General features: G+C 37.3%; 16 protein-coding genes. 2 read left to right on the forward strand and 14 right to left on the reverse strand.

The window, feature by feature from the left end; genetic code table 11:
* Window positions 1-17 precede the first annotated feature (17 nt).
* From C1A40_RS16640 to C1A40_RS16665, 6 genes are all read right to left on the reverse strand, one after another.
* Window positions 18-398: a RidA family protein gene (locus C1A40_RS16640; protein WP_102996876.1), complete on the reverse strand. Its 381-nt coding sequence runs from the start codon at window positions 396-398 to the stop codon at window positions 18-20.
* Between the two features lie 33 nt (window positions 399-431).
* Window positions 432-2,252, reverse strand: coding sequence for a sensor histidine kinase (locus tag C1A40_RS16645; protein WP_102996877.1), 1,821 nt, complete (start codon window positions 2,250-2,252; stop codon window positions 432-434).
* 10 nt (window positions 2,253-2,262) lie between these two features.
* Window positions 2,263-2,847 carry a DUF4202 domain-containing protein gene (locus C1A40_RS16650; protein WP_102996878.1) on the reverse strand — a complete coding sequence of 195 codons (585 nt, stop codon included), beginning with the start codon at window positions 2,845-2,847 and terminating at the stop codon, window positions 2,263-2,265.
* Window positions 2,848-2,871: 24 nt separating this feature from the next.
* Window positions 2,872-3,249, reverse strand: a complete 378-nt coding sequence (nirD, locus tag C1A40_RS16655) for a nitrite reductase small subunit NirD (RefSeq protein ID WP_067145862.1) — start codon at window positions 3,247-3,249, stop codon at window positions 2,872-2,874.
* A 22-nt stretch (window positions 3,250-3,271) separates the two neighbouring features.
* Window positions 3,272-5,785, reverse strand: coding sequence for a nitrite reductase large subunit NirB (nirB, locus tag C1A40_RS16660; RefSeq protein WP_102996879.1), 2,514 nt, complete (start codon window positions 5,783-5,785; stop codon window positions 3,272-3,274).
* 157 nt (window positions 5,786-5,942) lie between these two features.
* Window positions 5,943-8,237, reverse strand: a complete 2,295-nt coding sequence (locus C1A40_RS16665) for an FdhF/YdeP family oxidoreductase (RefSeq protein ID WP_102996880.1) — start codon at window positions 8,235-8,237, stop codon at window positions 5,943-5,945.
* A gap of 121 nt (window positions 8,238-8,358) precedes the next feature.
* On the opposite strand from C1A40_RS16665, the gene C1A40_RS16670 reads away from it, so the two are divergent.
* Window positions 8,359-9,381, forward strand: a complete 1,023-nt coding sequence (locus C1A40_RS16670) for a LacI family DNA-binding transcriptional regulator (RefSeq protein ID WP_102996881.1) — start codon at window positions 8,359-8,361, stop codon at window positions 9,379-9,381.
* Between the two features lie 977 nt (window positions 9,382-10,358).
* Window positions 10,359-10,568, forward strand: coding sequence for a hypothetical protein (locus tag C1A40_RS16675; RefSeq protein ID WP_102996882.1), 210 nt, complete (start codon window positions 10,359-10,361; stop codon window positions 10,566-10,568).
* A gap of 10 nt (window positions 10,569-10,578) precedes the next feature.
* Here the strand turns inward: C1A40_RS16675 and xylE are convergent, their stop codons facing one another.
* From xylE to C1A40_RS16715, 8 genes are all read right to left on the reverse strand, one after another.
* Window positions 10,579-11,958: a D-xylose transporter XylE gene (xylE, locus tag C1A40_RS16680; RefSeq protein WP_102996883.1), complete on the reverse strand. Its 1,380-nt coding sequence runs from the start codon at window positions 11,956-11,958 to the stop codon at window positions 10,579-10,581.
* A gap of 3 nt (window positions 11,959-11,961) precedes the next feature.
* Window positions 11,962-13,287: a xylose isomerase gene (gene xylA / locus C1A40_RS16685; protein WP_102996884.1), complete on the reverse strand. Its 1,326-nt coding sequence runs from the start codon at window positions 13,285-13,287 to the stop codon at window positions 11,962-11,964.
* Window positions 13,288-13,306: 19 nt separating this feature from the next.
* Complete coding sequence (locus C1A40_RS16690) at window positions 13,307-14,800, reverse strand: xylulokinase (protein WP_102996885.1); 1,494 nt, start codon at window positions 14,798-14,800, stop codon at window positions 13,307-13,309.
* Between the two features lie 183 nt (window positions 14,801-14,983).
* A complete protein-coding gene (locus C1A40_RS16695) occupies window positions 14,984-15,604 on the reverse strand; it encodes a nucleotidyltransferase family protein (protein ID WP_158651398.1) in 621 nt (206 codons plus the stop codon).
* A gap of 4 nt (window positions 15,605-15,608) precedes the next feature.
* Window positions 15,609-16,631: an XdhC family protein gene (locus C1A40_RS16700; RefSeq protein ID WP_102996887.1), complete on the reverse strand. Its 1,023-nt coding sequence runs from the start codon at window positions 16,629-16,631 to the stop codon at window positions 15,609-15,611.
* Between the two features lie 17 nt (window positions 16,632-16,648).
* Window positions 16,649-18,868, reverse strand: coding sequence for a xanthine dehydrogenase family protein molybdopterin-binding subunit (locus C1A40_RS16705; protein WP_102996888.1), 2,220 nt, complete (start codon window positions 18,866-18,868; stop codon window positions 16,649-16,651).
* A gap of 20 nt (window positions 18,869-18,888) precedes the next feature.
* The gene (locus C1A40_RS16710; RefSeq protein ID WP_102996889.1) at window positions 18,889-19,344 is read right to left on the reverse strand and encodes a (2Fe-2S)-binding protein; all 456 of its coding nucleotides are present in this window, start codon (window positions 19,342-19,344) and stop codon (window positions 18,889-18,891) included.
* 100 nt (window positions 19,345-19,444) lie between these two features.
* Window positions 19,445-20,407, reverse strand: coding sequence for a YheT family hydrolase (locus C1A40_RS16715; RefSeq protein WP_102996890.1), 963 nt, complete (start codon window positions 20,405-20,407; stop codon window positions 19,445-19,447).
* Window positions 20,408-20,584 lie beyond the last annotated feature (177 nt).

A 20,584-nucleotide genomic window follows, 5' to 3' on the forward strand; every position in this document is an offset into this window, starting at 1 on the left:
TAAGTAAAACTACGTATTTATCCTTTTAGTGCTGTTATTTGAATTTCAATTTTCATTTTATCATCGGCCAAACCCGCCGAAAACATGGTGGCTGCCGGTTTTATGTGGCCAAAATACTTATTTAAAACGGGCCAACAGGCTTCAAAATCTTTTGCTTCCGGCAATATATACGTAACTCGAACCGTATCTTTCAAACTTACCCCTGCTTCCTCTAATGCTTTTATGATATTCACAAAACATTGTTCGGTTTGCTCAACAATATCATCACTAATACGCATCGTTTCATAATTATATCCTGTAGTTCCTGAAACAAACACCCAACCATTTTTAACCACCGCTCTGGAATAGCCTATCTTATTTTCGAAATCGGAATTTGAACTAATTAATCGTCGTTCCATATCTTTATACCTATAAAATAATAAAAACGCCTCTTACTTCTCTTTTAATGGAATATTTAGCGTTACACGTGTACCTTTACCTGGTTCAGAATTTATAAAAAACCGACCGTTAATGTATTTAATGCGTTCTCTCATAAAGGTCATACCCATACCACCATCACCATTTTTGATGTTTTTAACCTTACTCGGATTGAAACCAATACCGTTATCATCAATAACAATACTCAAAATATCTTTACTATGAGACAGGGACACCAAAATATGTGATGTTTCAGCATACTTAATCGCGTTATTAACAGCCTCTTGGGTGATGCGGTAAATATTAATTTCGGATAAAGAATCTAAACGCTGATTAAAATCGGTTTTATTAAACAGCATAATTTGTTTTCCTGTAAGCTTAGCCAATTCTTGAGTTAACTTCGTAATGGCGGGTACAATACCATGATCGGTTAATTCTGGCGGAGTCAAATTAAAGGTTGCTGTTCTAATACCTTTAATAATATCGGAAGCGAGTATTTTTAGGTTTTCAACTTTAGCCGTGGCTTTTTCCACATCAGTGGTATCAATACTTTCTAAATTATATTTTAATCCCGTAAGCATTTGCCCTATGCCATCGTGAACATCTTTAGCAATACGGTTTTGCTCCTTTTCTTGATTTTCAATAATCTTACTAGAAATGATTTTTTGCTGATTCATTTTCTCCTCGAAACTCGCCGCAGTAAGTCGGTCAATTTCCAGTTGCGCTTCTTTTCTATCAGTGATTTCGGAAGCAATAATGAGTAACTCCGATTTGTCTTCGGTAGGACTAAAGGGAATGATGGCCATTTCCAACCATACATCTTTTCCGTCTTTAGTAGTAGCCTTCACTTCGCCTTGCCAACCTGTTTTTTTAGACTTAACAATTAACTCTTCAATTATTAACTGTTCGTTTTCTACGGTTGACAACACTTTCCAAAACAAGCCCAAATCGTTAAGTTTAGAATAGGCAAATAAGCGTGAAAACTTATTACCCATATGTACGATTTGACCATTTTGTAAAATACGAGCAAATAATAAGGTATCATCCATAGCGCGACTTAAAGCACGCAATTCTTTAATGGATTTTTCTTTAGCTAAACTAAGTTCATCGGCATCAAAAGCCATTTTCTTGGCACGTTTTTCGGCATACAACAACTCTGAAAGCGTGGATCTCACCGATTTCGCCGCAGGCCAAAAAATAAATAAAAATTCTGCCAATAATATGAGTAAGGTTAACGCTGTAAGCCATGATTCTAGTCTACGTAACCAAGCAACTTTTTTCTCGGCCTCCAGATCGTATTGATTTACGATATCGTCCATCATCAAGAGAAAATCACCTTCATTATCTCTTACAATGTCTACTTCGGTATTTAATGTAGACAAGTCTAACTCGGGCGATTTTTCAATTTCTGAAATGATGGTTTTCGTGGCAAAACGCATTTTATCAAAAACCGGATTCAGCACGGCAAAACGGACTTTTACATCGGCCGAATTGGTATCGGGAAGCCCTAGACTATCATTACCATTTTGAAGCGCATGATGCGAAAGCTCCCAAACATTAAGCGTTTCCTTTATTCTATTTTTTAAGGCTATCCGCCCTTCTAGCGATTTTTCTGAAGTGAGTGACACGACGTTTTTAGTCAGTTTCTGACTTAACATACGTTGTCGCCCTGCTACATTTATGACCGAAGAATCTGTTTCCTGATTTGAAAGGTGGTTTCGAATTAGAATTTGACTAACAATGACAGAGACTGCAATGGCGCTTAAAGCGATAATATAAAGCCGGCTTAATTTATCAAACGTACTTTGGTCTAATGAATTTCCGTGCTTCGTCATATATTACATCTTATGAAATTGCTTTTTTAACGAGTTCAAGACTTTTCTCTGAATAAGGTAATTGCAGTGCGGCTTGATGGCCATCCTCCGACATTTTAACCCACGTTTTCTGAAGAATATCTATAATTTTCTCGTCTTCATGTTTGGCTGCGAATTCTTCGAAATAATAATCTAAAAACACCAAACAGATGGTATCTTCTAGAATTTGAGTTTCTTCATTCTTTTTAATGAGCTTTTTATTTATTAATAAAGACACTCTATCAATAAATTGTTGATCGTAGCCTACTTGCTCTAAAATTTCAGCAGTAATTTCGGCGTGCATTTTCTTTAAAGTTTCACGCCATTTTAAATACCCCACACGATCCATAGGGTACTCATCTCTTGCTATTTTCCAGCGGCAAATGTGTTGTGCTCTTGCCGCGATTTGAAGTGCCTTTGATGCATTAGGATTAAATTGCAATAACTTCCTTGTCATACGCTGTGAATACAGCAATTCTTTAGGGTAGTCTATACCTGCAACTTGGTATGTATTAGTATCTTCGGCGTTTTTTTTATCTATTAAAGCTATTGCGGTTTCAAATCTTGTAGGCTTCATATGTATTTATAATATTACTTTTCATTATTCTGAAAAGCCAATATACACATTTTCTCCTTCAATTTTTACTGGATATGTAGCAATAGCATCCATATCTCCATTTAAATTTTCGCCATTCTCTAACGAGAAAGTTTTTTTGTGTAACGGACAAGCGACTTTAGGAATTCCTTTATCATCACCAATCATACCTCGTGATAAAACCATTTCCATTTTATGCGGACAAACATTTTGGCAGGCGTACCATTTGTCCATTTTTGCGAAATTAAAAACAGCTATTTGCTTGTCTTTATATTTCACACAAGCCCCTCCGTCTTGAGGAAAATCGTTTACCGATGCGGCTTTAAACCAAACCTTGACATCTTCTACTTTGGTTGTTGCGTATTTATCTAAAACTAATTCCATACTCACTTAAATTTTATTACTATTAATTCCAAGGTTCTGGCATTTTTTGTTCTCTCATAGGGACAAAAACCAAGTTATCATCTTCGTCTTCACTATTTACAAAGTGATTGAAACGTTTCATCATTTCAGGATCATTAACCGCTTGTGTCCATTCGCACTCAAACTTATTAACTAGAGTTTCCATTTCATTTTCTAAATCTTCAGCAATCCCTAATTTATCGTCTATAATCACTTCTTTTAAGTAATCCATACCACCTTCTAAACGCTCTTGCCATGCAGCAGTACGTTGTAAAGGCTTAGCGGTTCTCATATAGAACATTAAATATCTGTCTAAATATTTAATAACAGTTTCATTATCGATTTGCTCAGCTAAAAGTTCGGCGTGACGCGGCGTTGCTCCTCCATTTCCACCTACGTATAGGTTCCAACCACCATCAACAGCGATAAGTCCGAAATCTTTTCCACGCGCCTCAGCACATTCACGGATACATCCAGAAACTCCACCTTTAATTTTATGTGGCGCACGAATACCGCGGTATCTGTTTTCTAATTCGATACCAAAACTTACACTTTCATCCATACCATAACGACACCATGTAGAGCCCACACATGTTTTTACAGTACGTAACGATTTACCGTAAGCATGACCACTTTCGAAACCATGACTAATTAATTCTTTCCAGATTAATGGTAACTGTTTTAATGTTGCACCAAATAAATCGATACGCACACCACCTGTTACTTTAGTATATAAATCGTATTTCTTGGCTATCTGACCAAGAGCAATAAGTTTATCTGGAGTAATTTCACCTCCTGGTACACGTGGTACAACAGAATAGGTTCCGTTACGTTGAATATTGGCTAAGAATCTATCGTTTGAATCTTGAATAGCATATTCTTTATTGGCCGTATCGGCATGAATCGTAGCCATTAACGATGCTACTAGAGGCTTACACAGCTCACATCCGCAACCTGTTCCATGGTTATCTATCACTTCGTTAAAAGTTCTATACCCTTTAATTTTAATAATATCGTATAATTCTTGCCTTCCTAATTCGAAGTGCTCACAAATGGTATCTTTAACTTCAATACCCAGTGATTTTAAGGTAGCATCGGTAAGATCTTTAACCATAGGCTTACAACCTCCACAACCAGTTCCTGCTTTAGTGCAAGACACTACATCTCCTAAATCTTTAGCCTCGCCGCTTTCAATAACACCACAAATCTGACCTTTAGTAACACTTTCACATGAACATATTTGAGCCTCGTCTGGTAAATCCATCACATCACCAAAAGCACCACCACCTTCGGTAGCTGGTAAGATTAATTGCGCAGGATCTTCTGGAATCGCCATACCATTTAGGTAGATTTGGTGTAACATGCTATAATCTGAAGCATCACCAACTAAAATCCCTCCTAAAAGTGATTTCCCATCTAGGCTCACGTTAATACGTTTATATAAATACTGTGTTTTATTTTCAAAAATAATGGAATGTCCTTTAGATGGTGGCATAAACGGCTCACCAAAACTCGCTACATCTACCCCAATTAACTTTAGTTTGGTAGACATATCAATGTCTGCAGGCATTAATTTTTCGGTATTCCCGATAATTTGATTTACAGCAACCTCGGCCATATCGTAACCAGGAGCTACTAAACCGTAAATCATTTGATTATATAGGGCGATTTCACCAATGGCATAAATATTAGGATCTGACGTTTGCATCTTGTTATCTACAACAATGCCGCCACGAACACCCATTTCTAAACCACAAGTTTTTCCTAGCTCGTCTCTAGGTCGAATACCTGCCGAAATAACAAGCATATCAACATCTAGAACATCATCTTCGCCAAATTCCATTCCTGTGATACGATCATCACCCAAAATTTGATTGGTCGCTTTACTTAAGTGTATGTTTAAACCAATAGACTCCAATTTAAGTTGCAGCACTTGGCTACTTCTCAAATCCAATTGTCTTGGCATTAATTTATTTGCAAACTCTACAATATGTGGCTCTAAGCCCATATCTTTAACTGCTTTTCCTGCTTCTAAACCTAACAAACCACCACCTAAAACAGCTGCTCTAGCACTTGGTTTTTCAGCTTTAATCTCGGCAGCATAAGCCAACATGCCTTCTAAATCTTCGATGGTTCTATAAACAAAAACCCCTTTTTTCTCCACTCCTTTAATTGGTGGTACAAAAGGCGCCGATCCTGTTGCTAAAACCAAATAATCATAAGAAAATACGCGATCACTTACTGTTGTAATTGTTTTTTTACCTCTACTTATATCTACGACACGCTCGCTCGTCACTAACTCGATACCGTTTTCCTCATACCAAGACCTAGGAGCCATCTCTAAGGCTTCGGCATCTTGGTTTTCAAAAAACTCACTTAAGTGCACTCGATCGTAAGCTGGTCTTGGCTCTTCACCAAAAACCGTGATCTTAAAGTCCTTACTTTCAGCGTTTGCTACAAATTTTTCACAAAACTTATAACCAACCATTCCGTTTCCAACAACAATAATTTGTTTCATAATTACGTATTTGAAAACAAAACTAAGTATTTATACTTATTTTGCACTGTATTTTTCTAAGAAATTTTCGTAGAAAGCCGATTATTGTCGATTTCTCAAATTGATTTACGATTAATTGCTTTTTAAGAAAATTAAAGGATGAGTTTTGATGAAAACCCTAAAGAATCTCAATTGTGACGCGTATGCTCTTGGATGCGGGCGTTTTCGCAGTATGCGCAAAACTATCTAGCGGCACCAATACATTCGTTTCTGGAAAATAGGTAGCACAGCAATTTTTAGGAATATCGTAACCAACAACCTTAAAACTACGTACTTTTCTAGTTATTCCGTTAAATTCCGACTTCAAATTAACCACCTGATGCTCGGTTAACCCCCGTTCTTGCATGTCTTCACGGTTCATAAAAACAACCCGTCGGTCGTTAAATACACCACGGTAACGATCGTCTAAACCATAAATCGTGGTATTAAATTGATCATGACTACGTATGGTCATCATTACCAATTCGCCATCCTTTAACTTCCAATCTGGCATTTTATTAATGGAAAAGTTAGCTTTTCCTGTAGAAGTATTAAATTTTCTAACACGGGCACCATTAGGCAAATAAAATCCTGAAGGATTATTTAAGCGCTTATTATAACTATCGAAACCAGCAACGACCTCTTCAATATCGTTTCTCACCAAAGTATAGTCATCTTTATACGCTAACCAATTAATTTTAGAGCGCTCCTTTAAAGTGGCATTTGCGATACCACAAACCACTGCTACTTCACTGAGCAGATCTTTAGAGCAGGGTTCTAAAACACCTTTAGTTGAAGACACCACACCCATTGAGTTTTCAACACTTTGAATTTGAAGTCCCGATTTCTGATAATCCTTTTCGGTACGTCCTAAACAAGGAAATATGAGTGCCTCCTTTCCTGTTACTAAGTGTGAACGGTTTAATTTAGTACTAACATGTACTGTTAAATTGCAGTTTTCTAACGCTTTCGCGGAATATAGAGTATCGGGTACCGCCGAGATAAAATTACCTCCCAAACCAAAAAACACTTTGGCCTTTTTCTCGTACATGGCTTTTATGGCCTCGATAACGGAATAGCCATGTTTTGCGCTAGGTTTGAAGCCATATTTATTTTCAATTTTATCTAAAAAAGCCTGAGGTGCCGATTCCCAAATGCCTACCGTTCTATCGCCTTGAACATTGGAATGTCCACGAACAGGACAGGTTCCAGCACCTTCTTTACCAATACTTCCTTTTAAAAGCAGAAGATTAACAACTTCGCGAATGTTATCAACAGCATTTTCATGTTGGGTAAGTCCCATAGCCCAACAAATAATGATTTTCTTTTTATTTAAAACCAAATCAAAAACCTGATTGAAAATATCTAACGAAACCCCTGAAGCCGCTAAACAAGCTTCAAAATTATAAGTTTTTAAATCGGCTATAAAATCGGCGTAACCACTAGTCAATGTATTTATAAACTCACGATCGAACACACCGCCTTTTTCTTCTTCAGCTTCTAATAATTTTAATAGTAAGGCTTTAAAAAAAGCCACATCACCGTTAATGGTAATTGGCACAAATACATCGGCAATTTGTGTTCCGCCAGTTAGTAATTTTATAGGGTTTTGCGGATTGGTAAACCTAACTAATCCTGCTTCTGGTAGCGGATTTATAGCCACCACTTTTCCGTCATTATTTTTACATTTTTCTAAAGCTGTTAACATTCTCGGGTGGTTTGTTCCTGGGTTTTGCCCCACGACTAGCACCAATTCTGCCTTGTATAAATCGTCTAAAGTTACCGAGCCTTTTCCTATACCTAAGGTTTCAGACAAGGCGCTCCCACTCGCTTCATGACACATATTTGAGCAATCGGGTAAATTAGAAGTCCCAAATTCTCGAACGAATAACTGGTATAAAAAAGCCGCTTCATTAGTGGTTCGTCCCGAGGTATAAAAGACTGCTTCATCTGGAGAATCTAAAGCATTTAAATGCGCTCCAACCTTATTAAAAGCGTCTTCCCAGGAAATGGGTTGATAATGAGTGGCGCCTTCAGCAAGAAACATCGGTTCGGCTAATCGTCCAGATTTTCCAATTTCAAAATCGCTCCATGTGGCTAATGCATCAACGCTGTGTTTCTTAAAAAAATCGGCACCTATCGTTTTATTTTGAGCTTCTTCAGCAATAGCTTTTAATCCGTTTTCACAAAATTCGCCTAATGAAGACCTATCATCATCGGGATCTGGCCATGCACACCCCGGACAATCGAAGCCTCCTTTCTGATTCATTTTTCTCGCCAACACAAAAGTATCTTTAAGATTCATGTACTTTGATGTTTGTTTAAAGGCTGCCACAATGCCACCAAAACCAACGCTGTTTACTGGTGGCTTTGTGGTTTTAAGGTTTTTAGACTCCTCGGGCGTTAATGCTTTTTCTTTCGCAGATAAACTCATTTTTCTTGTATTTAACTCAAATATCGTTTTTTTAAATGATTAATATAACACAGTAATGAATGGACTTCGTTATCATCAAAAATAATTGTACTAAATTGTACACCTATTTCCTTTCTACTACATGAAAAAAAGAATTACCTTAAAAGATATCGCTAAAAACTTTAATGTCTCGATAGCCACAGTTTCTAAAGCGCTAAAAGACAGCCATGAGATTAGTCCGAATACTAAATCTAAAATAAAAGAATACGCGAAACTTCATCACTATAAACCTAATGTAACCGCATTAAATCTATTAAATAAAAACACGAAAACTATAGGCGTGGTCATACCAAACATTATGAATACTTTTTTTGCGAAAGTATTTATGGGTATCGAGCACATTGCTTCCCAAAAAGGCTATCAACTGGTGTCCTGTATTTCTAACGAGTCTTACGAAAAGGAGGTGAAAACCATCGATTTATTAAAGCACGGTCATCTAGATGGCATTATTATTTCTTTAGCTGAAGAAACTCAGGTAAAACAGAATGTCACCCACTTAAAAAACACCTTAAATGAAGGAGTCCCTATGGTGATGTTCGATCGTGTTTCGGATGAATTAGAATGCGACAAGGTAATTGTTAACGATTTAGAAGGTGCCTATCACGCTACCTGTCATCTTATAAAATCAGGCTGTAAAAAAGTGGCCCTCGTTTCGGTTATCGATAATTTGAGTGTTGGCAAACTACGCGTTGAAGGCTACAAAAAAGCATTAACAACTTTTAATATACCTATTGAAGAACGTTTAATTGTGCGCATAGGGCATCATGAAGATTTTGATACCGTCATGAAAATTATTTTAGCCGATAAATCTATTGATGGTTTGCTATGTTTAGAAGAAAGTGCCGCTGTTAATGTGCTGCATTTGGTAAAACGTATGACATATAAAATTCCTGAAGAATTATCTATTGCCTGTTTTACAAACGGAAAACTCCTGCAACACCTCTCTCCTTCCATTTCAGCTATTAGCCAGCATGGCAAATACATTGGCGAAACGGCTGCTAAAATGCTTATTGATCGTATTGAAAATGAAGACCTACCGAAGCCTTGTGAAACCAAAATTATTAAAACAAGCTTAATTGAACGCGAAAGCACCAAACAATTCTGATAACACATAACAATTAAATAGAGAGTTACTATTTATTACATGCTTGATTGACTGGTACAATCCTTTAATTTGGATTTTATCTGATTGATAACGCACTATGTTTTCGGCTATAATATTTGAATGAAAAATAACAGTTTCTAAATTTTTACGCCAATATCTACTGGTTGAAAAAGAAGATTTCTCAAGAAACAACTGCTCTGTGAATTTGATGATACCAAAGGTTGTGCTTCTGAAATAATAAATTCATGCTCATCTTTAAGCGTTAAAAAGAAAACATCACCCGATTGATAATCCACAATATTATCATTTAACAAGTGTTGGCCCTAACCTTTTAGCACTATAGTAAGTTCAAAAAAAAAAAAAAAAAAAAAGCTTACCCCTAGGTCAATCCCATTAACTAACAACATAAAAATCAATAACATTAAAATATTTTGTAATATAAAAACGCTGTACCATATAACCATATAATTATACAAACATACAATGGATTTATACAATATTAACTTTTAAGTCTCCCTGTTGCTTTGTCCTATCATTTAAAACTTAAACCATGATTAATAAACTGACTCTTTTGGATTTGAGTCTTATCACTTTGTTGTCGGTCAAGATCGAGGATTAAGAAACAAATTAAAAGAAAGCGCATGGGGAGCCACCGCAAAGTTAGAAACTGTAAATCATTCTGTTCTAGGGTTAACCATGAAGTCGCCGTAACAAAATACGACAGCAGCTATATTAAAGAGTTTATGAGAGACATTCAAGAATTACCCAACATGCAATTTGAACAAAAAGGCAGCGTGTAGAAAGCGTTTCAAAAAAGTAATTTTGATTTATCTGGCAATAGAAAGCTTTTCGATTGGGATGATGCTCCTGAAATCCCCGCTGATTTCAGAGTCACTTTACGTGAAAATTTCACGAATACTATTATAGTCACAGGAAACAAAACTCCGGAGCAAACTAATGCCTTATTAGGAGAAAAATTGGTAGACTTAGTAGGTTTTGGTAGAAACTTTTTAACCAACCCCGATTACCAAACAGGCGTAAAAATAAATGCAAAATTGAATACTATAATTGACACACATCCCCTATTTGGTATCGGTACAGCTCGAATGGATACCGATTATCCTTTTTTAAAAACTAAAAAAAAGCCTCAACAAAAAATCGTTGAAGCTTTTTTTACCAAACACTAACCTAATACTTTTATTTTACCCAAACATTTTCCATTTCCTCAAGGGTTTTCCCTTTAGTTTCAGGTACCATTTTCCAAACAAAAATTGCAGAAAGGATACTCATAATACCGTAAAACAGATAGGTACCTCCACTACTAAACTCCATCATAGGCGGATAGGTAGATGAGATAAAGAAGTTTGCTGCCCACTGTGCTGCCACGGCGATTGCAATAGCCTGGCTACGTATTTTATTCGGAAATATTTCTGCGATAAGCACCCAACAAATAGGGCCCCAACTCATCATAAATGAAGCCGTATAAACTATAATAAACACCAATGTTGCCATGCCTATGATATCTTGGAATGCTAAATATGAAATAGCAATCATACCAATAGCCATACCTATAGAACCTGTAATTAACAATGGTTTTCTGCCCCATTTATCTACAGTCATAATCGCTACAACCGTAAAAACAACATTAACTAACCCCATGATGATGGTTTGCAGCATCGAAGCATCTTTAGCCGCTCCCATACTTTCAAAAATTCGAGGTGCGTAATACAAGGCGACATTAATTCCAACAAACTGCTGAAAAATAGAGAGTAAAATACCCACGATGATAACCACTTTACCATAAGAAAATAATTCGCCTTTAGAAGTCGATGCTAGTGAACCTTTAATTTCAGATAAAATTTCTCTGCCCTTTTCAACCCCATTCAGTTTAGTTAATATCTTCAAAGCCTTATCATCTTTTTGCTGAAAAGCTAAATATCTTGGCGTTTCAGGCATAAAGAACATGAGCACAACAAAGATAGTAGCCGGTATGGCTTCGGATAAAAACATGTATCTCCAACCAAAATTATTAATCCATTCAGTAGTTTGCCCATCTGCAATACCCCAATTCACAAAATAAACGACAAGCATCCCGAAAATAATAGCAAATTGATTTAAAGAAACCAGTTTCCCTCGAATATCAGCAGGTGCTATTTCACCAATGTACATCGGACAAACAGCAGAGGCTAAACCAACGCCAATACCACCTACAATTCTGTAAAAATTAAACATCCATAGCAATCCCATGGAAGGCACACCTTTTTCAAAGAACAAAAATTCAGGATTACCAGAGCCTAAGGCTGATAATAGGAATAGAATGCCCGCTACAATTAAAGCCTTTCTTCTCCCTAAGGATGACGAAATCACTCCCGAAATGGCACCACCAAGAATACAACCAATTAATGCCGATGAAACGGTTACACCGTGTAAAAAAGAACTTAACCCCTGGCTATCTATTAAATAGGCCTGTATAGACTTTTCGGCTCCTGAGATGACTGCTGTATCATAACCAAATAACAAGCCTCCGAGCGTTGCTACAAGTGTTACTATATAGATAAACGACTTGTGATGTCCCATGACTTAGATGTATTGATTGATAATGTTTTCAAACAACTCTTGCTTTCCACTTTGCAATGGTAGTTCGCCGTTTTCTTTGGCAATGCTGTATAAATCTTGGAAATTTAATTTTCCATTTTCAAAATCTTTACCTTTTCCTGAATCGAATGAACTGTAACGTTCGGTTCTTAATTTATCATAAGCCGAAGAACTTATAATTTTATCGGCAGTAAGTAAAGCACGAGCAAAGGTATCAGCGCCACCAATATGTGCTAAAAATACATCTTCTAAATCGGTTGAATTTCTTCTAATTTTAGCATCGAAATTCACACCGCCACCTTGCAGTCCACCAGCTTTTAAGAACACCAACATCGCTTCGGTTGTTTCTTGAATATTATTAGGGAATTGATCGGTATCCCATCCATTTTGGTAATCCCCGCGGTTCGCATCTAAACTTCCTAGCATACCTGCTTTAGCAGCAACCGCAATTTCGTGTTGAAAGGTGTGTTGTGCTAAAGTGGCATGATTTACTTCAATATTTATTTTAAAATCTTTATCTAAACCATATTCTTTTAAGAAACCAATGGCCGTTGCTGTATCAAAATCGTATTGGTGTTTCATAGGCTCCATGGGTTTAGGTTCAATGAGGAAATTTCCTTTAAAACCTTGAGCTCTGGCGTAATCTCTGGCCATGGTTAAAAACTGCCCCATATGATCTAATTCGCGTCCCATATCGGTATTTAACAAGCTCATATAACCTTCGCGACCTCCCCAAAACACATAGTTTTCACCATTTAATTTAATGGTTGCATCTAAAGCCAATTTTATTTGTCCGCCTGCTCTCGCCAACACATTAAAATCAGGGTTGGTAGAAGCCCCATTCATGTATCTCGGATTTGAAAAACAGTTCGCCGTTCCCCAAAGTAATTTCACTCCAGAAGCAGCTTGTTTTTCTTTTAAATAATCGGTAATCGTGTCTAATCGGCTTTCCAATTCACCAAATGAATTCCCTTCACGCACTAAATCTACATCATGAAAACAATAGTAATCAAAGCCCATTTTAGTAACAAACTCAAAAGCAGCATCAGCTTTAGCCTTTGCGGCTTCAATAGCATCGATTGGTTGATCCCAAGGAAAATTTAAAGTTCCTGGTCCGAAAGGATCTCCACCTGTACCACAGAAGGTATGCCAGTAAGCAATAGCGAATCTAAAATGCTCGCGCATGGTTTTTCCTGCCACCACTTGCTCTGGGTTATAATATTTAAAAGCTAAAGGATTATCAGATTCCTTTCCTTCATATTTAATTTCGCCAATACCCTTATAGTATTCTGTATTTCCAATAGTTGCCATATCAAAATTAATTTAGTTTTTATTTATTTTCTTTTTCTTGTAAAAAAAGCTCTAATTGTTTTTTCCATGTATGATAAGCCTCAACATAAGGCTCTTTATTCCCCAAGGGTATGTAAGTCATCACGTGATCGTTATTAGTAATGTGGTCGCCAAATTTCTTAAAATCACCGTCAGTTAACCCTACTGCTCTGGCGGCTCCAATGGCACCTGTTGTGTTGTAAATTTCAATATCATGACCAATTAATGTAGCGACGGTATTTGAAAAGATTTCGGATCTAAATAAGTTATCATTTCCTGCTCGAATGACTTTAATTTCGGCATGATCACGCTTCAAAATATCCATACCATAAACGAAAGAAAAAGCGATACCTTCAAGCGCTGCGCGACATAAATGTCCTTCATGATGCTTGTTCAAATTCAGATTTAAAAGTTGCGTACCTACGGTTTTATTGTTTAGCATGCGTTCGGCACCATTTCCAAAAGGTATTATACAAACACCCTCGGCTCCTACAGGAACCTCGCTAGCCTTCGCATTCATAGCTTCATAGGTATTTGAAGCCAAATTATCTTTTAGCCATCGGTATTGAATGCCCGCGCCATTAATACACAGTAATTTCCCTAAATTGGAATTTTCTTTCGTATAATTTACATGGGCGAAATGATTTATTCTTGAGGCTTCTTTAGATTTTTTCTGATTGGTTACCGCATAAATAACACCGGAAGTTCCTCCTGTAGCGGCCACTTCACCATGATTAAACACGTTTAGTGAAAGGGCATTGTTAGGCTGGTCGCCAGCACGGTAAACTATAGGAATTCCAACAGGCAATCCTGTGTCTGCTGCTCCATTTTCGTTCACTAAACACTGCACGGTAAAGTTTTCTACAATGTTTGGGGTTAACCCGGTATCGATATCATAATATTCTAATAACCAATTGGCTACTTCATCCTTTTTATAATCCCATAAAATCCCTTCTGACAGTCCGTTTTTAGTCGTATTTATAACACCAGTTAATTTTGATGCTATAAAATCGCCAGGCAACATATACTTATAAATTTTAGCATAGACCTCAGGTTCGTTATCATGCACCCACTTTAATTTTGATGCTGTAAAATTCCCTGGGGAATTCAGTAAATCGGCCGTACATTTTTCAGTACCTAAATCACCGAAGGCTTTATTACCTATTTCAATTGCACGACTATCGCACCAAATAATTGAATTTCTAAGCGGCTCACCAGCTTGATCAACTACAACCAAACCATGCATCTGATATGATATACCAATACCTTGAATTTTAGAAGCATCAATTTTCGTTTCTTTTATAGCACGTTTTGTAGCCGCACAAACGTAATGCCACCACATATTGGGGTCTTGTTCTGCCCAATTTAACTCTGGCGCTAATATTTCCATTTCGCTGGAAGGCTCGTTTAATAAAACAATTTGTTGTCCTGTAGCAGCATCTACAATGGCCACTTTAACAGATGAGCTTCCTAAATCGTATCCTAAGTAATACAAAATATAATGTGTTTAGTTGTTGGAGTGTTTCAAAGTTAGCTATAAGAAGCGTTGACTGCTACTTAAACAGCTAAAATCGAGAAAATTGGAGAAAACCCAAAAACACATAAGTTACTAAAAAACAAACAATTATAAACCAACAAGTATAACTTAAAGGTTTTCGTAACTTCTATAATCAGCCTGCTATTTAGACCCGAAATACCGCTGATATAAAGTGATATAATCTTGTTTGGTATCGATATCCAAGTTTTCAAAGGGCATATTAATCGACTGTACAAAAAGCTCCTGATTTTTTATGAAATGATGTGCGCCGTTATGAGCAGATAATTCGATTAAGCCTTTAAAATAACACGCATCAAACAGAACGGGCACCCCTTTTTTACCATCAGTGTATGTAGAAGTCAAAATACATTTTTGATGAGGTTTAAATTTTTCAATCATCATATTTATATATTCTGAGCTCACTAAAGGTTGATCAGCTAATAGAAATAGCGCACCTTGGTAGGCTTTATTTTCTTTAAGAAGATATTGAGCAGCACAGGCTATAGACTCACTAAGTCCTGCTTGCCAATTTTGATTGTGTAAAATAGTAATAGGAAAGTCACTGATGGTATGATGAACAGCCTCAAAATGCGCCCCTAGAACCACTATAACTTCTGAAGAAGACGTACAAAGTGCTTGTTGCACCACATGTGTAATAAGACTCCCTTCACCCCACGACAATAGTTGCTTTGGACTTCCCATTCTTGAAGCTTCCCCTGCAGCTAAAACAACGATGGCTATATTTGAATCTGACTGAAGCAAAGCCTTATTTTTCTTGATGGATACGTCCCTGTTTTTCACTCAAGGACATGGGATGTTTATTCCTGGTGATGGCTAAAATTTCTGAAACAATAGACACAGCAATCTCTTGAGGTGTTTCAGAACCTATATTTAACCCTGCGGGACCATGAACTAAATCCAAAAACTCGGTATCCAACTCGGGACAGTAAGTCATAAGTTGCGATAACAAATCTTCTCGTCGTCTGGCTGGGCCTAACACACCGATATAATTAGGATGACATTTTGAAAGTGCCACTAAATACCTTAAATCGTAGGCGAAATTGTGAGTCATAAGCACAACAGCTGTTTGTTGATCTACCAAACTAAAATCTACCGTTTCAGGTGTTGTTGCCCATAAGGTTTCTGCACTAGGAAATTCTTTTATTGATTTATTTTCTTTTATATTAGATACGATAATTACTTCCCACCCTGTTAACGCCGCATATTTACACAATTGCACAGCATCGTGTTCGGCACCAATAATAATCAGTTTAAAACATGGCGGCATGGTTTGACTAAATATTGATTTCTTATCTAGTTGCTGATTTTTCAAACGAGGGTTTAAAGGATACACTTCATCATCTATATGAACCATAGTTCCGAAGGCCTTTGACATTTTCACCTCTTTTTCGTAATACGATTTTAACTGAAAAGACTTTCTAAGCATTAAACAAGTTTTAAAAACACTTTCAAAAGAAACATGCGGTTCATATGGTTCAATTAAAATATACAAAACACCTTCACAACCCAGGCGGTATCTACCATCATAGGTCATTATTTTTGCTATATCTGTTTTAAAAATAGACTCGGCTTGCAAAACAATTTCCTTTTCAACACAACCTCCACTTACCGCTCCTGTGAGCGTGCCGTTTTCAGTAATAAGCATTCTAACCCCAGGCCTGCGATAAGAAGAACCATCTAAATCTACAACAGAAGCTAACACCGATTTTAATCCGCATTCCTTCGCCTCGACAGCTGCTTTTACGATATTTTTAAATTCGTGAGTCATAAAATGCTTTCCGTTAATTAGCTCAATACCTTTTCTTGCTCATTAAAATGTTTCATAAGCGGAAACTTATAAATTCGTTTTCCTGTTGCGGCATATATGGCGTTAGAAACCGCTGCGCCTATGGGCGGCAAAGTAGGTTCGCCCAGTCCCGTTGGTGCCAAATCGCTTTCTACAAAATATACATCAACTTTTGGCGTTTCTGCCATTCTTATTAATTGATAGTTATTAAAATTATTGGATTGTGGCACGCCGTCTTTAAAGGATAAATCGGCGTACATAGCATGCCCAAGACCATCAATCACCCCGCCTTTAGCTTGCTGCAACGCCCCAGTAGGATTTACCACAATGCCGCAATCTACAGCGCAAGTCACTTTTTTAACTATCGGATTGCCATGTTCCAGAACTATTTCAGCTATTTCGGCAACATGGGTATTATGACTATAATACACTGAAAAACCTTGGTAAACACCTGGTTTAGTTTGTCCCCATTTTGCTTTTTCGGCGACCAATTTTATTACGCCCTCTAGACGCTCCGGACTGTATTGAATGCGTTCGTCTGGGGTGCCTTTTACATTTTGAATTAAATTTAAGTGTAATTGAATGCGATCTATGTTCAACTCCTGAGCCAATTCATCGAAAAAACTCTGTTCAGCACTAGCCAAAAAATTCGTGTATGGGGCTCGCCATGCCCCGGTGGTAATACTGTTTTTATAGGTTGCACTATCCACCTGATAATTTTCTATGGCGCCAGCTGGAAAAAAATCGGCAATAATACCATACATACTGCCATTAGCACAGGCCTCTTTAAGGTGATAGCCTGTAATTTTTCCGTTTTTAATGGCTGCAGCAATGCGATATTTCACCGCAGGTCTGTATACTCCCGTAGTCATATCGTTTTCTCTAGCAGATACCATTTTTATGGGTTTTCGAACAGTATCGGCAATTTCGGCCACTTCAAAAACAAAATCGGTATAAAGCCTTCTTCCAAAACCACCACCAATACGTGTCATGTTAACCTCTACAGTTTCCAAATCCCGCTCCAATAATTGAGCGATACTTTTTGCTGCCTCTTCAGGCGTTTGTGTAGGTCCAATGAGGCGTACTTTTTCATCGGTAACATGTGCAAAAAAATTCATAGGTTCAAGGCAGTTGTGTGGTAAGTATGGTGCCTCATAGGTACGTTCTACCACTTTATCTGCTTCCGCGAAAGCTTTTTTAATATCACCATCTGACCTTCTGGTATTGAATTTATTACCTCCTAACAAGGCTAACAATTTAGCGTCGTAATCTTCGGTACTTTCTAAAGGTGATTCCGCTACCCAATTGGCTTTAATTGCTTTTAAACCCCGAAAGGCATCCCAAGTGGTATTAGCAATAACCACGACTTTATCACTGCTGCTTAATTGTGCTGCCCAACTCTTGTGTCCGGCCGCTTTGTAAGCCCTATATTTTTCCCCAATAGTTATAACATCGACAACACCGGGCAATCTTTTAGCTTCAGAAGCATCATAAGATTCCAGTTTCTGACCGAATGCCGGTGGCCTTAAAACCGATGCGTAAAGCATGCCATCTTCGGAATAATCCATACCATACAAAGGCTCGCCAACTACAATTTTATCGACATCAACATTCCCTTTGCCTTTACCAATAATATTAAAATCTTTAGGATCTTTTAAGCTAACATTTTCTGGAATCTCTAAGGTTGCGGCAAGTTTTACGACATCACCGTAACCTAATGTATCCCCTGTTCGATTGGAAATAACCCCCAATCTAGCGGTACATTCCTCGGGAGAAATCTGCCACTCTTTTGCTGCGGCATTAATGAGCATTTGTTTAGCTGTAGCGCCCGTTTGTCTTAATGGCTCCCAAGAACTCCTTATAGATTGGCTACCACCAGCAACCTGTCGCGTGTAATTTTTTGTATCTAGAGGCGCTTGTTCTACATAAACGTTTTCCCAGTCCACATCTAATTCTTCGGCAATAATCATAGGCATGGAGGTTTTAACCCCCTGACCAATTTCTGGGTTTGGAGAAAATATGGTAACGATACCTTCATCGGAAATTTTAATAAAGGCGTTAAAATCGTTAAAGTGAATTTTACTGATATCAACAGGCACCTCTGCATCTGTTTTGCATGCTTGAAACAAATTAAAACCAATTAACATACCTCCGCTAGCTAATGCTGAAGATTTTAAAAAAGCCCTTCTACTAAATACTTTTTTGTTTGAAGATTTCATGTTTTTAGAACTGGTTAAATTTATTGTTTTGAAGCTAATTTAACAGCTTCTTCAATGTTATTATAAGCTGCACAACGGCAAATATTACCATGCATAGCGTTTCTTATTTCTTCATCTGTGGGATTCGGATTTCTTTGTAAAAAAGCAGAAGCTGTCATAATTTGTCCTGCCTGACAGTAGCCACATTGCGGTACATCCATGGTTTTCCATGCTTGCTGAACGGGATGATCACCATCTTTGGAGAGGCCTTCAATGGTTGTAATTTCTACATTTACAGCAAAAGGCACCTCTAACAAACAGCTACGGGTGGCCGTACCATTGATGTGTACGGTACAAGCGCCACACTGCCCAATACCGCAGCCAAACTTGGTGCCGACAAGTTTTAAGTGATCTCTTAAAATCCACAAAAGCGGTGTATCCAGCTCGGCTTCAACGGTATAGGTTTTTCTATTTATTTTTAACTGATAGGTTGGCATTTTCCTTTTTGTTTGAAGTTAGTAAAAATCACAGACTAAGAAAAGCTAACTTATAACATTAACAGGTACCTAACTGTAATAAAATTAACCAAAGACCAACCTATTTTACCATAGTTTGCACAAACTCCAGCGCCCGTTTTTCGTTGTAATACACATTTTTTTTAGAAATAAATCCCACATGCCCGCCATATTTAGGCATTTCTAAATGTAAAAACGGATTGTTTTTAGCTTCTTTAACGGGGTAACACTCATGAGAAAGAAACGAGTCGTTTAAAGCATTTATAATAAGTGTTGGTGTTTTTATTTTGGGAAGAAATTGCAAACTGCTCGCTTGCTCGTAATAATCTAATCCGTTTTTAAAACCATGAGCGTTTGAGGTGTATATGTTATCAAAATCGAACAAGGTTTTTATGCTTTCAATCTGCTCCAAACTTAAATCTTCTTGGAAACGTTTTTGCTTATTTTTTAAGGCTTTGGAAAGGTGTTTCAAAAACCTATCGTGATATAATTTATTCTTGATGGTATGCAATTCCTTGGCAGAACCATATAAATAGCATGGTGCCGAAACAGCAATGGCCGCTTTAATTTCTTGAGGAACTGCTTCGCGTTCACCTAAATATTTAAGAATCATGTTTGCCCCTAAACTGATGCCTTTTAAATAAACGTCGGTATATTTTTTTTCGTTTAAAACATGTGAAATCACATCTACCAAATCTTCGGTAGCTCCCGAATGGTAACTTCTAAATTTCAAATTGGTTTCACCACTGCACCCTCTAAAATTCACACAAACGGCATCGATACCATTTTCATTAAAAAGCTTTGCTGCCCCCGTCATATACGGTCGGTTTCCACTGCCTTCCAATCCGTGAAGCAAAATGATGAGTTTATCAGTTTTCCCCTTAGCATAACTCCAATCTAAGTCAAGAAAATCACCATCGCATAAAGTAATGCGTTCCCGCTCCTGTGTTAATTGTACACGACGAAATAAACCAGAGTACACCGTTGAAACGAAACCGTTTTTAAACAGAAATGAAGGTTTGTATGTGGATTCGATTATGGGCATATTGGTTGTTGGATATTAGATATAAGTAAAATTAACTTTTTATTATTAACTATGAAACTCTTCAACTTTTAACTGTTGACCGTTGATTATTGACCTTTGACTGTTGACCTTTGACTGTTGACTCAGGAACTATCCAACTTTGAAACTTTGTAGCTCTGTAGCTCCAATATTAATTAA

The sequence above is a fragment of the Tamlana carrageenivorans genome (assembly GCF_002893765.1).
GTDB classification, from domain to species: Bacteria; Bacteroidota; Bacteroidia; order Flavobacteriales; family Flavobacteriaceae; genus Pseudotamlana; species Pseudotamlana carrageenivorans.